Raw genomic sequence first — 15,560 nt, 5'->3', positions numbered from 1 at the left:
CAAAACGAAAATACACTAGTTAATTCGGCATTTTGCCACATCCGTGCTGGGAAGAACGACACATGCCCGGTATAGTTACACCTGACAACATGTATGGAAAGTTATGCCTGTGTCGGGTAAGACCATGTTTCAGAGAGTCATTACAGATAAAAGCATAGGCCTGGTTTTATGCCTGGCAGTTTTTTTCGTCATATTGTATCTCCGCAATGCCGGCATGTTGCAGGGCCTGGATCTCGCAGGCTATGACTTCGCGTTAAAGAAAACGCCTCGACTCAGTTCATCGCAGGATATCGTGCTGGTCAAAGTAACCGAAGCGGATATCAAGCGCTATAAACAATGGCCGCTGAGCGATGGACTACTCAATCAATTACTCGTCGCCATGTTGGCGGAGCGCCCAGTTGCCATCGGTGTTGATATCTATCGTGACCGCCTGATTGCCCCAGGTAGCGAACAGCTTGAAACCACTATCCGCGAGAACCCAAACATTTTGCTGGTGGAAAAATTCGCGGTAGACCACCAGCAGCAAATACGTCCGCACCCACAGCTGAGTACGGTAGACAATGTCGGCTTCTCAGATTTATTGATGGATACCGATGGCATCGTCAGGCGTGGCCTATTGTATCTCGATGACGGAGACCATTTTTCGACGGCGTTTTCGCTCAAACTGGCAATGCACTATTTGTCACAAAAAGGTGTGCAGGCCAGCGCGGACAAATCCAATCCTCAACTTTTACGGCTGGGAAAAACCACATTTGTGCCTATCGATAAAGGCGAAGGCGGCTATGTTGGACTGGATTCTGCGGGCTACCAGTTTCTTCTTAACTATCCGATCAAGCACCAGGGTTACGCGCAAGTCAGCATTCAAACCGTGCTGAGCGGGCAATTCGAAAAAGGATTTTTTACTGACAAGATCGTCATCCTCGGCGTGGATTCGCAAACCGTAAAAGACAACTTCACAACACCGCTGGACAAAGGTGTCCTCGACGCAGAGCCGATACCGGGCGTGGTGATACACGCGCAGATCGCGCAACAGATTTTACATGCCGCATTATACGGCCGTGCCCCTATGCGGGGTTTGAGTCATGCGATGGAAGTCCTGTGGATACTGGCGTGGTCGCTGTTCGGCATGTTGCTGTCGTTTGCCATGTCTTCACTAACGCGTTACCTGTTGATGCTTGCCAGCGGCGTGTTAATTATTATTGGCGCTTCATACTGGACGTTCGTCTCTGGCATCTGGCTGCCATATGCTTCAACCCTCATGGCCTTTCTGGATTCTTCACTTTTGGTCACCGGCTATATCTTCGTCAAGGTCAAGCGTGACCGCAAACAAGTGATGGAATTGTTTTCGCGTCACGTGTCACCGCAAGTGGCGGAGGAAATCTGGACGCATCGAAACGAATACGTCAACGACGGCAGACTTAAGGCCCGCCAGGTGACGGCGACTATTCTGTTTTCCGATCTCGAAGGTTTTACGCCGGTCGCAGAACGACTCTCTGCCGAACAACTCATGGACTGGCTCAACCAGTACATGGACGTAATGGCGGGAACCTTGATCGAGCATGGCGCTATGATTGATGACTATTATGGTGATGCCATCAAGGCAAACTTTGGCGTGCCGATTGCCCGCACCGAGCGCGAAAAAATCGCCCAGGATGCCCTGAATGCTGCACAGTGCGCGATAGAAATGGGGAAGCAACTGACCGACTTAAACCGGTTTTGGGAAAGCCAGGGTGCGCCGCAGGTACGCATGCGTATAGGTATCGCAACAGGCTCTGTTGTCGCGGGCTGTCTCGGTAGTACGCAGCGGCTGAAATACACAACCGTTGGTGATGTCGTCAATATCGCTGCACGACTGGAGAGCTTTAACCTTCCGGAGCAAGACCAACCCATGGACTTCCCTTGTCGGATACTGGTCGCCGAAGATACCGCGCGTCTGCTCTCGGGTTATTTTCGGTTCAAGCACGCTGGCCAGCTACAATTAAAAGGAAAAGAGCAGAAGGTGAATGCGTTTCAATTATTGCTTGAAAGCGAATAGCGGCCATACGAACCCGCATGTAATCGGATGCTGTGCGGTTTATTAGCGTTCACAAACTTCCGGATTCTTGAGTTCACCTGATCAATCGCGGTATATTGCTTTGCCGCGACAGGTCGTTGTATTAAACAGGGAGTCAGAGACCAGCATGGAACAAACTGTAGACGTTGAAGAAATCAAATTACTGGAAAGTCTGTCGGCCGAAGAGGTCGCAAAGCTCACCGAACGCGCAACGACCAGGAACTACAAAAAAAACAGCCTCATTATGAATGAAGGCGATGAGTCGGACAGTCTCTACATTATTGAATCGGGCAAGGTGAAGATCTTTGTCAGTGACGAAGACGGTAAGGAGTTCACCCTTAACCTGCTCGGGCCAGGTGACTATTTTGGAGAACTGGCCTTGATCGATGGCGGCCCCCGTTCCTCCTCGGCAATTACTACCGAAGAAAGCAAATTACTCATCATCCACAAACCGTATTTTGAGCAATTTCTCAAGCAACACCCTGAAGTTTCACTGCGCATCATCCAGGGTATGTCGCGCCTGTTGCGTCAGCTTACCGACAAATCCCGCGGTTTAGCATTGATGACTGTATACGAGCGGGTCGCGCTGACACTATTGCGCATGGCCGAACCAGTAGATGGCGTCATGACTATAAAGCCCAAAATCACCCACGCTGATCTGGCCTCTATGGTCGGGTGTCGCCGTGAAATGGTTAGCCGCATCATGAGCGACCTGAGCAAAGGTGAGTACATACAAACTACGGATAACGCGACACGCCTGTTAAAAAAACTGCCTGCCCGCTGGTAGCCACTCCCTGATCTGGTCAAGCTTCCCGGTATATCGGTTTACCGCGTCACGCCTATGCCCTGAAACAGACTAAAAAAGCCATGATGCGGAGGGCAATTCCGACATCATGGCAAGGAGTGCGAGAGGATGAAACTCTTGTGCAACAGCTTTATCTTATTGATTTAAAGAAATAAAATCTGTGTAAAAACGCACGCGGAAAAACATGAAGATTTGTCCATCCAGCGGACACCGGCTGGAACTTTCACCCGTCTGGTCTATCTTACACAATAGTAATTTGAGAAATTCGTCACAAAAATATAATATGACGACGTGTAAGAGAGACCACAAGGAGCGGTGTTCGGGCAGGGATGGCGTCTTGTTCTAAAGCGTAAGACAATGAATTTAGGGTAAAACCCATGGGTAAGAACCGGGGGAGCTAACATTCCGATGAGCCAGTCACAACAAGTACTCTTTGCTGCGGTCCTACGCCTGCTTCGGCCACTGGTGCGCATCATGTTGCGCAACGGCGTCCCCTACGGCGCCTTTTCCGAATTGGTTAAAAAAACCTATGTGGACGTTGCCGAAAGCGAATTCACGGTTGAAGGAAAAATGCAGACCAAGTCGCGCATCGCCACCATTACCGGTTTGACTCGCCGCGAAGTGGTGCGCCTCAAAGGTGTTTCCGAATACGACAATGAAGAACTGGTGACCCGCTTTAATCGCGCAGCCCGCGTCGTATCCGGATGGGTAAGAGACTATCGCTTTACCGACAAAGACGGCGACCCGGCCGAGTTACCCTATGACAAAGGAGAACACACTTTTTCCGATCTGGTGTTCTCATACAGTGGCGATGTACCGCCACGCGCAGTGCTAGACGAATTACTGAATTCCGGTGTCGTGGAACGCGACGGTAATACCGTCAAACTACTCAGCCGTGGTTACGTTCCTTCAAAAAACATAGACGAAAAACTCGCCATACTTGGCACCGATACGACTTTGCTGTTGGAGACCATAGATCACAACATTTACGCGAAAGAAGAAGCGCCACGCTTCCATCGCAAGGTGTATTACGACAACTTGCCCGTAGAAGTGATCCCAAAGTTTCAGGCGCTTGTACGCGAAAACGGCCAGTCATTACTGGAGACACTCGATCAGTACATCTCCCGTTATGACCGTGACAACAATCCCGACCAGGAAGGCTCCGGTCGCGTAACAGCAGGGCTAACACTATTTTATTTTCAGGAAGTGGAAAATGAGGACTAATACAGTATCCGCCATTAAATTGCTGGGCGTGTTTTTCTTCAGCGCAGTGTGGTTAAGCGCGTGTGGAGAGGGAGGCGTCATAGGAACAGGTGCGACAGAAACGGTTTCTGTCGGTGTGATTCAATCTCGCAGTGCCAATCAGATAACCGTTAACAACGTGAAGTACGATACCGCTCAGGCAGCGATAACGCGCAACAAGAGCAGCGTCAGCAATGACGCGCTTAATGTGGGCATGGTTGCGACGGTTACCGGCAAGGTCAACGACGATGGCGCGAACGGTACCGCCAGTAGCGTACAGGTCAAAGATCTGATTTCAGGTCCGGTCACCGCCATCGAAGACAGTAACACCGTCATCGTCATGGGGCAGCGTGTTCATGTTGACGACGCTACCGTGTTTTTCAACACCGTCAAAGACGACAGCTTTATTAAAGACAAGATCATCGTCATCAATGGATACATCGGCGAAGACGGCAAGATCTACGCAACCTATGTCGAAAACGATGATGACAACGGTACGGGCGAAACCCACGTCAAAGGTTTCATAAAAGATCTGGACAGCAATACACAGCGTTTCAATCTTGGTTTACTGGCCGTTGATTATCAGTCTGCGAGCTTCGAACATGGTAGCGAACAGGATTTGCAAAACGGCCTGCTGGTGGAAGTAGAGGGCGTATTCGACGCGACGCTCAATCTGTTGGCTGCGCAAAAGATCGAGATCGAAGACCGCTACACCAACCTCAAACAGCAAGAACAGCTGGAGCTGGAAGGTATCGTCTCCGCGATCAATGAAACCCAAATTGTGGTCAATGGCGTGACGATACAGCTCAATGCCAACACCCGTTATGAACACGGCAATAAAGCTGATGTGACGCTGGGCAAAAAGGTTCAGATACATGCGCGTCGTGATAGCGCTGGTGCGCTGGTCGCGTCGGAAGTCGAAATCAAGAGCGGTGTATCTCAGCAATCATCGGGTTCAGAAAATGAATCCGATGAAAGTGGCGACGGTAGTGAGAGCAACGGTAATGACGACAATAGTGAGGATAGCGGCAGCGAAGTATCGGACAACGACAGTAATTTGAGTATAAGTGAAGTCGCGCGCCTGCGCGCCAATATTGCAGCAGTCGATACCGTCGCGCAAACGCTGAAACTCAGCTACGGTGGACAATACGCTGTCACCGATGCGACCGACTATAACGGCATAGTGAATCTGAGTAGTCTCTCAGTTGGCGATCATGTGGAAGTGCGACTGGCGCAAAACGCGGGCAATCTGGTCATTAGCCGTCTGGATTTCAAAAACAGCTACGCAGAAGAAGATGTCCTTATCGAAGGCAAGCTCGATGCGATCAACAATCCCCTAATCACGATTGCCGGTTTGCAAATCGATGCGAGTGATATTGAGGGCGGAACTGCGGTACTTGCTCAAGGCCAGATCGGCAATACCGTCGAACTAAAAGGTGAAGACAACGGTACTGCCGTTACATGGAAAGAAATCGAACTCAAATAGGGCATGTGACACATGCCCTTTCGGGTTATTTTGATGCCACAGTCGCCATCAGCTCCAATATGTTTTCCACGTTTTTAACTACCGGCGCGCCGCAGCCCTTCAAGCCATAGCGCTTGGCGAAATGTTCCATTTCGTTATAGCTAATCCAGGTTTTACCTTGCTCATCCTGCCACACCAGAAATTTCAGCGGCAGATCGAGGCCGATTTGCTGGTCACAGCTCATCAAAACGGTTCCACCCTTTGGATTGCCGAATATCAACAACTCAGTCGGACGTAAGTCTTTATCTATCGACTTCGCCCCGGCTGCATGATCGATACGGGCAAACACGTGAAAGCCTTTTTCTTTTACCATGGCCTCCAGCTTGTTCATGGTGTCTGCAGGTGAGTTCTTACTCTCGATACGATGCGTGCCATTGTCATGCGCCATCGCGACAGAAAAACAAGACATGCTTAGAAACGTCAAAAAGGCGGCAACTGCCAGACGCCTGTGTGTCATGGATAACTCCTTTATTGCATAAAAAAACGCGTTGAACCCTCCAGACGTGAAAGCGGAACCGGTGTTACAGGTAAACTCCCAAATCTGTTATCAGGGGCGCAATTCCATCCCGCTGTAATCATGGTAGACTAACCGGCACCTCGCAAGGAATATCGGGGACGGTAACATCGGGAAGTGTTTGGGGAAATGGAGCAGAATAACTACAAAATCATCGCTGTTTTGTTGCTTTTATCGGTATACCTGCCTACCGCTCATGCCGTCAGTCGGTGGGGCTCAGACCTGCATTCGGCGTATTTCTACCACAACAATGTCTTTAAGCTGGCCGACGAAAATGAAGCCCAAGACATACTTGGCGCAAACACCATGGACGACTATCTGTGGATGCGGGGCGCCAGTCTGGATGCAGAACTCGATTATCAACAGCAAAACGCCCAATTTGAGCTGGGCTGGGACCGTCTGCAATATTCTCGATTTTCCTTTCTCGACAATGACGCGCTTCGAATCTCTACGCGGTGGCGCGGCCAGGTATACGGGCCGCTCGTCGGCAAGATCGACTACAGCCTGCGTGATGAACTCGCGGACTACGCCGAATTGGATGAATTTCGCGACATACGTTTCATGCGACAACAAAACAATATCGCTGCGCAATTACAGGTGGAGTTAGGCGGTTCGTGGCGCCTCGGCTCGCGCATCAGTGGTAGCGATACCGCATTTCGGCAGGACTATCGTGTTAACATTCCCAACGTTAAGCCAGGCAGCCAGTTGTCTAATCGACAATTTCTGAGCTCCAGTATCTCACTGGATTTTATTCGCGGTGAACAGCGGGAAATCAGTCTGGTAACGAGCGTGGGCAGCCTCCGGTTTCAGCAAGACACAGACACGAACAAGGATAGAGATTCCCAGGTCTATGACGTCTACACGCGTATTAAATGGGCGATAGCCGGACATACCGGTATCGACATGCGCCTGGGCGGACGCTACCGGGAATTTCCCGCCAGCACGCGCGCAAATGTGCTTGGACTGGTGGGTGAAGTTCGCGCCATCTGGGCCCCAACGGAAAAATACCGATTCTCTGCCGTCTACCGACACGACCGGGATGCCGTGGAGTATCACGACGCGGATTATGCGACCATAAATGAAACAGTACTCGTCAGCGAACTCAAAATGCTACACAATTTCGAGCTGCGATTGCTGAGCAACGCACGTTGGCATCGTTTTGATGGCGCATCGTCGCAGACGGGAAACCGCCAGGATTTTGTGGGAAGTGGTCAGTTTGAACTATTATATGTGTTTCGGACATATCTCCAGCTTGGTAGTTATATTAAGTTTGAACGTCGGTTTTCCACGACGACGAATACGCAGAATCACAACTATGAATCGGCTGTTGCTGGTTTGAACGTTTCACTGATTTATAAGTAAAGGATGGTTTGATGAACAGACAAATTGCAACGCTTTCTGCTGCGACTCTGGTATGGGTGTTGGCAGCCTGTGGCAATCAGAATGGATCGACGCAAGTCGCGGCCAAGGTCAATAGTGGTGAAGTCACCGTGCATCAAGTCAACTATGAGCTGGGAGTGGCCGCCGGAAAAAATCCCAGCGTCAACGCTGACAACGCCGCCCGTCCATTACTGGAGAAACTCATCAACCAGGAATTACTTTTACAAAAGGCGCAGGAACAAAAACTTGATCGCAATCCCAATATCATTCTGGCGATGGAGCGCGCGAAACGTCAGGTATTGGCTCAGGCCTATCTCGAAAACATATACAACACGCTCACGCCACCGTCAGATCAGCAGATTGCGTCTTTTTTTGAAAAAAATCCCTTGTTGTTCACCGAACGCCGCTTTTTCCAATTGCAGCAATTTGCCTTCCCCTCAGATGCCGACAGCGACCTGATCACAAAAAAGGTTGAAGGCAGCAAGAACATCAATGAATTCACCGACTGGTTAAAGAAAGATAAAGTGCCCGTGCGCGCGCAATCGCTTACCAGTCCATCAGAACGCATACCGATGGCGTTTCTGCCCGTACTGGCCAAGATAGAAGATGGCAAAGGGATCGTCATGTTGCGTCCGCAAGGCACGTTGGTTGTCTGGCGACTGGCATCGAAGAGCATGCCGCTGAATTTCGAACAGGCCAAACCCTTTATTCAACAGTTTCTGGTGAAGTCTGTGCGTGACAAACGCGCCAATGAAGAAATCAGCGCCCTGAGAAAGGCCGCACACGTTCAGTATCTCGGCAGTTTTGCCGGCACAACTGGCGCGGCGGCCGACGAAGGTCTGTTGCGCGATGGCGTTGTTGCACCGGAAGAAAATACCGAAGAGCCGGGTGACAATATTATGGACAAAGGAGTGTCCGGGCTTAAGTAGCGCGAGTCTTGCGTTAACAGCAGTCAATCAAGGAAGGTCGAATAACAATGAAGAAGTTTATAGTCATCGTATGGCTGTGTCTGACGATGGGGATCGTCAATGCAGCGCCGGAATATGTATTAGGCACAGGCGATATCGTGCGCCTGTCTGTGTACGGGCAAAAAGATCTCGACAATGTTGCACGTATCAATGAAATCGACAAAATCAATTTCCCCCTCGTCGGCGAAATAAAAATCGGCGGTCTTACGGCGAGCCAAGCCGAAGCCGCAATTGCTGAGGCGCTAAAGAAGGGCGGCTTTGTACGTTCACCACAAGTCACCCTCATCGTCGAACAATATCGCAGCCGACAGGTATCGATATTGGGGCAGGTGAACAAGCCGGGTAAATATTCCATCGACGGTCCCTCGCGCTTGATCGACATATTGGCTTTGGCCGGTGGTCTGCGTAATGAAGCCGCTGATTATCTGCGTCTGGTACGTCAGGAAGGCGGTAAAGAACAACAACAAGTCATCGATGTCTACGGCTTGCTCAATGAAGGGCAGAGTCAATTCAATGTTGAAATCAGCAACGACGACATTATCTATGTCCCACTCATGGATCGTTTTTACATCTACGGCAACGTACACCGCCCTGGTGTCTATCGTCTCGAACGTGACATGACGGTGATGCAGGGCATCGCCGTTGGTGGTGGCGTCACGCCAAAAGGTACCGAAAGCGGCATCATCCTCAAACGTCGCGTCGAAAATGGCGAAGTAAAAAATTACGCCGCTGAACCGACAACGCGCATGAAAGCGAATGACGTTATCTATGTGAAGGAAAGTTTCTTTTAGATGTCGCGGGGCGCCTACTGGCGTCCTTAAATCGTATCAATGTCAAATGACTGTCTTGTCTTAAATTTCTTGAGCAGCCTCCGCTTTGTGATTTCACGTCATTCACCGTTCTCCAGCAAGCTGCATTGGTAACTTGCTTTTCATCGTTTTCTTTCGCTTGTGTCCGTATACATGAATGGTTCGGTGAAGAATTGCTGTGCTGCCGCGAAGAAAACAGGGGAAGAAATATCATTCTATGCGTACATCCATTCGCGCTTTCAATGCAAAAGTAATACTAAAAAACTAAGCGTATAAGTAAGAGAAACGTAGAGACAAAAATTTTAATGCAACATTTCATCCGTAGGATATTTGTCTTATAGTTAATATGAGAGCAGAGGATTTTTCGAGTTACGTTGAAGCCATAATCGCATGCGTTGGTGTGTGATATGTAAACCTTGGCCAAGGCGGCTGCTCCAGATTTGGAAGACAAAACATGCGCGAGAAACTCAACCAGGATCACTCGATTTTCTAAAGGTTTGGATGCCTGGGATTTCATCGTTGAAGGAGGTTATCGTGAAAGCATGCGGCAGAATATTGATAGCGTTATTACTCGTCGGCGTAAATCCCGTTTACGCATATTACTACGCGGGTATCAGTGCCGACGCTATCTACTCTTTTGAGAGCGATAAAACTCAGGGTGACGCTCAGGGATTATCCGCTGACGTGATGTTGGGGTATGGTGTGGATCGCTTTTTTACATCCCTGAAACTGGGCGTTGGCGGTGAAGTCTTTAGCGGATCGTCTGACGCCAGTCAGGATGTCAATGGCTTCGAGATTATTTCCGGTTATCGTGTCACGCCCATGTTGTCAGCCTACGTGGGCTATCGCTTCCGCAATTTTGATTTTATGCGAAGGGGCGCAAACCAGTTGGCGGCAACAGAGCAATTCAATCACTACGGTATAGGCGGCTCAATAAATTACCCACTTGATAAGCAGTGGTTGCTCAGGGCAGATGTTTTCGCCTATTACCTGACAAATTATTATGAAAGCGATACCTTGTCGAACAGCGGTTCCGGATATAGTGGCGGCACCAGCCTCGGTACACTTTATCGCTGGCGTGACGGTGTCAATTTTAGTCTGAGTTACCGTTTGCAATTTACCAGGGCAGACTACTTCACCGGTGGCGCATTGGACAGCATTGATACCGGACTTAGTATCGGCGTCACAAAAATTTTCTAATCCAGCGTTAGGGAATTCAATCTGAAAATGAATTGGAATATGAAAATGAAAACGTTAATTAAGTGGCTAAGCTCTAATGGCGGTGCGCTAATAGCGCTCGGTGTAATGATCGTGTTATCCGCTTGCGGTGGGGGTACCAGTACCAGTCAACTGAATGTTGGCAGTGGTCAGTTGCTCATTCTTTTTCCGGCTTCGCTGAGTAAGCACGTGACGGATGGAATGGTGATCAAGGCGAATCTCACGGTTGATAATCGTGATGTATATGCGCTGAATGTGTTTCCGCAGCAAAAACTCGTAACCGGGAAAATAAATTCTATCTCAAGAGGACGGCATACCCTGGTCGTTGAATATTTAATAGTGGAACAAGGCGTCGATGTAAGCATAGCGCGTGGCACAATTCTCATTGATGTGGGGGATCGCGAATTGCTCGACATAGACTATCAAGCATTTATATACAGCGATGACGATGCCGATGGAATTACCAATATTGCTGAACTGGAGATGGGAACAAATTACCTGGATACATTAAGCGTACCGGCCTCACATGGTCTGCACGGTTCGTCTCTGTATGCAATAAAAGACAAGATGATTGGTGATAATGCAGTACTCGGTACGGTCGCCAGCCCTAAATATAATATGAAGTAAATTAGCTTTACACCAAGGAGAGAAACGATGAAAAACACGGTCGTCAAGAGTTTCATTCTTTTGGTCGGTATGGTTTTGCTACCTACCGTCTCGTCTGCCGAAGACATACCTCTCATGATCCCTTATGCAGGTGAAGTCAGTGTGGGTGGTGAAGAATTCGATGGTACTGGCTTATTCAAGTTTGCCATTGTCAATCGTAGTTGTACCGTAAACGCTGAGCAGGATCAGTGTGTCACCTTGTGGTCTAACGATGGCTCGTCGGTTAAAGGTGCCGAGCCTACTGGTGCGGTACAGATAGTCGTTTCCGACGGCGATTTTCAGGTCAAGCTGGGGGATACCTCTTTGAGCACTATGACAGCCATTCCCGCTAGCGTTTTCAGTCACGAATTTACCTATCTGCGTACCTGGTTTGATGATGGCACTAACGGTTCACAGCAACTGACAAACGATCGCCAACTGGTGAGCGTGCCCTATGCCTATCGCGCCGAGAAAGCGAATAACGCTGATAGAGCAGTGAACGCAGACAATGCCACAAATATCGTTGCCGGTGGAGTTACAACCAATGCACTTGCCGACGGTGCAGTCGGCGCAACAAAAATTAACAAGGCTGAAGTGCAGGCTCGCGTCGGATCGTGTGATGTGGGTTCAAGTATTCGCGCCATAGACGACGATGGCAATGTCACCTGTGAGACTGATAATGGTGACCAGTATACAGCCGGTGCCGGAATATCACTCAATTCCGGCGCGATATCCATCGCAGACAACGGTGTCAATGATGCCAAGATATCTGATGTAACGTGGGGGAAACTGAGTAATGTGCCGGCTGGATTTGCTGATGGCACGGATGATGGAATTGTAGCGGAGAGCGATCCGACGATAACCGACAATCGCATTAAGGACGGTGTCGACTGGTCTGAACTATCCGGCATCCCGCCCGGATTTGCAGACAATACAGATAATGTCGGTTTGACTGTTGAGAGCGATCCGACGATAACCGACGTTCGCATTAAGGACGGTGTCGACTGGTCTGAACTATCCGGCATCCCGCCCGGATTTGCAGACAATACAGATAATGTCGGTTTAACGTCCGAGCTTGATCCGACCGTTCTCGCGAGTGTCAAAGACGGCGTCTCATGGACTGAAGTTACCGAAAAACCGATTGATATTACTGACGGAGACGATGACAGCACAGGAGCCAATATTTTTTCCAACAGTGATAAAGTAACTATTGGCGCGCAAGTGATGAGTTTAGGTAGTGTTACGCTGAACGGGTTGCCAAGCAAGGCAGGATACGTGCTGGTCAATGCAAGTGCTTTATGTGTAGTCAATGACAGTGTTGGCGGGGATGCATACCTTCAAGTCTATATAACTGACAGTGCGACTGGTGGTATCAGCGCGGGAGATGGCTATGCCGTTGTTGATGTTGCAGGGGGGTTTGTGGCCGTTGGAAACTTATCTCCCAGTCGAATTTTTACGAAGCCACTTGATGTTACTAGTCTAACTTTTTATCTGCGAACGCGCACCGTTAATGCAAATGCGCCACCTGACAGCAATTGTAGAAACAGGTATTTAACAGCCACCTATATGCCCAAACGGTACAATTAGCAGGTACTGTTGCGCTATGCGTTTGGCCGCTCGGCCCCAGCATTGCCCAAACGACGGATGGTACTGTTCTATACATTCAGGAGGATAGTTTTCTTCATTCTGCTATGCAGCGTTTGTTTTTCGGTGATATGAATGTTTGTGTTATCTGAAAGGTGTGTGGCGCTCTGTGCTTGTTTGTTTGCGAGGACTTAGTTCAAAGTGCAATAGATACTCAAATTGTTTGGCACGTCACGATATGTTTCAGCCCAGTTGTTGCTGCGGCGATATCGTGATCGTGCGGAGCATTATGTTGCTACCGTCGCTATTCAGCCAACTCACCACAAGCCATAAACACTCAAAGACGGCGCCGAGTACAAGGTGTTCCTGGTGTAAATACTCGCATAGTTCAAACCAATCATCACCCGTGATTCGTTTGAAACGGGAAAACCCCAACCGAGGCCACCCAGGGCGCCAAAGCCCTGGCCGGTTTTTTGGTCGATGCCGTTCAATTTCTCAGCGATACTGCCAAAACCGGCGTCTGCACGAATAAACAAGCCACTGCCAATCTTGCCACCGAGAAAAATCATGGTGCTCGCGCCGAGGATGCCGCGGGAACTCAAAAAGGTATCACCGTTATCCAATTTAAAATTATCAGCTGCTGCATTGACGATAAAACCGGTAATCATCCAGTCTGTCGTCGGCCAGTAAAAACCTAACATGTCCATGTTCACCCCTTGGCGACTACCCGAATTACTATAGCCATCGATGGTCGCCTGGTCTGCCGCAGGATATTGCGGCAACGCCGCACCCATGCCCCACATCATGTACCAGCTTTCGGGTTCGTCGCTCGATCTGTTTTGCGCGCGACTGGGAGCAGGGGAAGGGCGCCGACCGGCGGCCCGCCTTTGTTCGGCCTGGCGTCGTTGTTCCGCCTCTTCGCGTTCAATATCCGTGGTTTCGTGCCCGGTTTCCCGATCCATTTCGCGGTGTGATCGCTCCGCCGCGCTCTCGGCAGCTAAGACACTTGATGCAAAGCCGAGGCTAAGGCCCGACAACAGCAAACAAAAAATGGATACCGACAGGCTGTTGAAGAAAGAAGTTTGTATGGGCCGCATGTAGTCCTTCCGTGACGAAATCAGGTTTGAGAAGAACGACGAAGCAAATAAGTTGCCGAATCACACCGAGCACAGCAAGTTATCTGAATTTAGTGAAGTCGGTGTGGCAAAAGTGTTGGGTAATGCCAGACAAGGCCGTCACTAGTACATAAGTGCGAGTATTGACGGGCCTTACACGCCTGTTTTGCCGCTTACCAAGCCACCTGAATTCCAATATAATGGTTGGCCAAAAAACGCCCAATGCACGGGATTGCACAGGCGAAAACATCAGGGAACCGAGTTATGAACATTGATCAGCTGTTGAGCATAATAAAAGCAAGAAAGTGGGTCATCCTGGTGGTGTTCAGTATCACCGTCCTGACCACAACAATCATCAGCCTCATTATTCCCAAAACCTATACCGCCAGCACCTCACTCGTCGTCGATTTCAAAGGCAGTGATCCTTTCGGCGCCAATAATCTGCCGGTGCAATTATCGTCCACCTATATGGCCACCCAGGTCGACATCCTCAAGAGTCATCGCGTGGCGCTGAAAGTCGTCGACATGCTCAAGCTCGACAAGAATCAAACCGCGATTACCGAGTTTATTGACGATACTGATGGCGCGGGCGATATCCGTGACTGGTTGGGCGAAGTGATTTCCAAACGCCTCGATGTGATTCCCTCGCGCGACAGCCGTATTATTCGCCTGGAGTATTCCTCGCCCGAGCCGCGCTTTGCCAAGATTATTGCCAATGCCTTTGCCCAGGCCTATGTCGATATCAATCTGGAATTGAGTCTCGACCCGGCCAAGCGCGGCACCGCCTGGTTTGAAGAACAACTCAAGGTATTGCGCACCAATGTCGAAGAGGCACAAACCCGACTCACCCAATATCAATCGGAACACGGCATCGTCACCATCGACGAGCGCATCGACAGTGAAACCGCCAAACTCAATGCCCTGACCAAGGAACTGGTCGCCGCCGAAGCCGCAGCCGTTGATGCCAACTCCCGATTAATGCAGGCCAACCGTTTACGTACATCAGGCAATAAAGAACTGGAATCCATCCCTGAGGTAATCTCCAACGCCTTTATCCAAAACCTCAAGTCCGAGATCCTCAAGCAACAGGCCAAGCTCGATGAATTATCGAAAAAGGTTGGCGAGAATCATCCGCAATACAAGAGCGCGGTCACCGAGATACAAAGCCTGCGCAAAAAATACAAATCCGAGATTCGTAATATCGCCGATGGCATAAACAACGCCGCGCGTCTGGCGCGTGAGCGTGAAGAGCGTACGCTTGAGGCCCTGGCTGAACAAAAGCGCAAGGTCATGTCGATCAAGGAAGGGCGTGATGAACTCAACGTGTTGTCGCGCGAACTGGAGACCGCGCAACGGGTGTACGACGCCGCCTTGCAACGCTCCAATCAGATCAATATGGAAAGTCAGTTCAATCTGACCAATATCAGCGTACTGACAGAGGCAACACAACCATTGGAGCCTTCGCGTCCCAAGGTGTTGCTCAATATCTTGCTAGCCGTTTTTATGGGCGGTCTGCTCGGACTGGGCGCGGCATTTTTGCTGGAAATGCTCGACCGACGCATACGTTCCGTTAAAGACCTGGAAGAGGCATTAGGGATTAAACTGCTCGGTGTCGTGCTGGATGATAGAGAAATCAGTCAGCGCGAAAAGAAACGGTTTTCACTCAAGGATCTGAGAAAGAACCAACCCAAACCAGCATGAC

Annotated in this window: 13 protein-coding genes; 11 read left to right on the top strand and 2 right to left on the bottom strand. The window is 49.8% G+C overall.

The annotated features are described in order from the left end of the window. Positions 1-124: 124 nt before the first annotated feature. The 4 genes from OEZ43_20155 to OEZ43_20140 all read left to right on the top strand — a co-directional run bounded on the left by OEZ43_20155 (position 125) and on the right by OEZ43_20140 (position 5,586). Positions 125-2,035 carry an adenylate/guanylate cyclase domain-containing protein gene (locus OEZ43_20155; GenBank protein ID MDH5547898.1) on the top strand — a complete coding sequence of 637 codons (1,911 nt, stop codon included), beginning with the start codon at positions 125-127 and terminating at the stop codon, positions 2,033-2,035. Positions 2,036-2,180: 145 nt separating this feature from the next. Then, complete coding sequence (locus OEZ43_20150) at positions 2,181-2,840, top strand: Crp/Fnr family transcriptional regulator (protein MDH5547897.1); 660 nt, start codon at positions 2,181-2,183, stop codon at positions 2,838-2,840. A gap of 426 nt (positions 2,841-3,266) precedes the next feature. Next, the gene (locus tag OEZ43_20145; GenBank protein ID MDH5547896.1) at positions 3,267-4,082 is read left to right on the top strand and encodes a DUF6502 family protein; all 816 of its coding nucleotides are present in this window, start codon (positions 3,267-3,269) and stop codon (positions 4,080-4,082) included. Next, the gene (locus OEZ43_20140; GenBank protein MDH5547895.1) at positions 4,072-5,586 is read left to right on the top strand and encodes a DUF5666 domain-containing protein; all 1,515 of its coding nucleotides are present in this window, start codon (positions 4,072-4,074) and stop codon (positions 5,584-5,586) included. Before OEZ43_20145 ends, OEZ43_20140 begins: the two co-directional genes overlap by 11 nt. 25 nt (positions 5,587-5,611) lie before the next feature. Here the strand turns inward: OEZ43_20140 and OEZ43_20135 are convergent, their stop codons facing one another. Then, positions 5,612-6,082, bottom strand: coding sequence for a DUF302 domain-containing protein (locus OEZ43_20135; protein ID MDH5547894.1), 471 nt, complete (start codon positions 6,080-6,082; stop codon positions 5,612-5,614). Positions 6,083-6,268: 186 nt separating this feature from the next. On the opposite strand from OEZ43_20135, the gene OEZ43_20130 reads away from it, so the two are divergent. From OEZ43_20130 to OEZ43_20105, 6 genes are all read left to right on the top strand, one after another. Next, the gene (locus OEZ43_20130; protein MDH5547893.1) at positions 6,269-7,501 is read left to right on the top strand and encodes a hypothetical protein; all 1,233 of its coding nucleotides are present in this window, start codon (positions 6,269-6,271) and stop codon (positions 7,499-7,501) included. An 11-nt stretch (positions 7,502-7,512) separates the two neighbouring features. Further along, positions 7,513-8,448, top strand: coding sequence for an EpsD family peptidyl-prolyl cis-trans isomerase (locus OEZ43_20125; protein MDH5547892.1), 936 nt, complete (start codon positions 7,513-7,515; stop codon positions 8,446-8,448). 47 nt (positions 8,449-8,495) lie between these two features. Continuing rightward, a complete protein-coding gene (epsE, locus tag OEZ43_20120; GenBank protein MDH5547891.1) occupies positions 8,496-9,278 on the top strand; it encodes a polysaccharide export protein EpsE in 783 nt (260 codons plus the stop codon). Positions 9,279-9,830: 552 nt separating this feature from the next. Further along, a complete protein-coding gene (locus OEZ43_20115; GenBank protein MDH5547890.1) occupies positions 9,831-10,496 on the top strand; it encodes a hypothetical protein in 666 nt (221 codons plus the stop codon). A 45-nt stretch (positions 10,497-10,541) separates the two neighbouring features. Continuing rightward, complete coding sequence (locus OEZ43_20110; protein ID MDH5547889.1) at positions 10,542-11,141, top strand: hypothetical protein; 600 nt, start codon at positions 10,542-10,544, stop codon at positions 11,139-11,141. Positions 11,142-11,168: 27 nt separating this feature from the next. Next, a complete protein-coding gene (locus OEZ43_20105; GenBank protein MDH5547888.1) occupies positions 11,169-12,746 on the top strand; it encodes a hypothetical protein in 1,578 nt (525 codons plus the stop codon). A 314-nt stretch (positions 12,747-13,060) separates the two neighbouring features. Here OEZ43_20105 and OEZ43_20100 read toward each other — a convergent pair whose 3' ends face one another. After that, positions 13,061-13,840: a hypothetical protein gene (locus OEZ43_20100; GenBank protein MDH5547887.1), complete on the bottom strand. Its 780-nt coding sequence runs from the start codon at positions 13,838-13,840 to the stop codon at positions 13,061-13,063. 282 nt (positions 13,841-14,122) lie between these two features. Here OEZ43_20100 and epsF point away from each other — a divergent pair, with 282 nt between their 5' ends. Further along, entirely contained in the window at positions 14,123-15,559 is a 1,437-nt protein-coding gene (gene epsF / locus OEZ43_20095) for a chain length determinant protein EpsF (GenBank protein MDH5547886.1), read from the top strand. Position 15,560: the final 1 nt, after the last annotated feature.

Source organism: Gammaproteobacteria bacterium (assembly GCA_029881255.1).
In the GTDB taxonomy this organism is placed as follows: Bacteria; Pseudomonadota; Gammaproteobacteria; order S012-40; family S012-40; genus JAOUMY01.
Note: the sequence above shows the minus strand (reverse complement) of the source record. Positions and strands in the feature narration are given on the sequence as shown.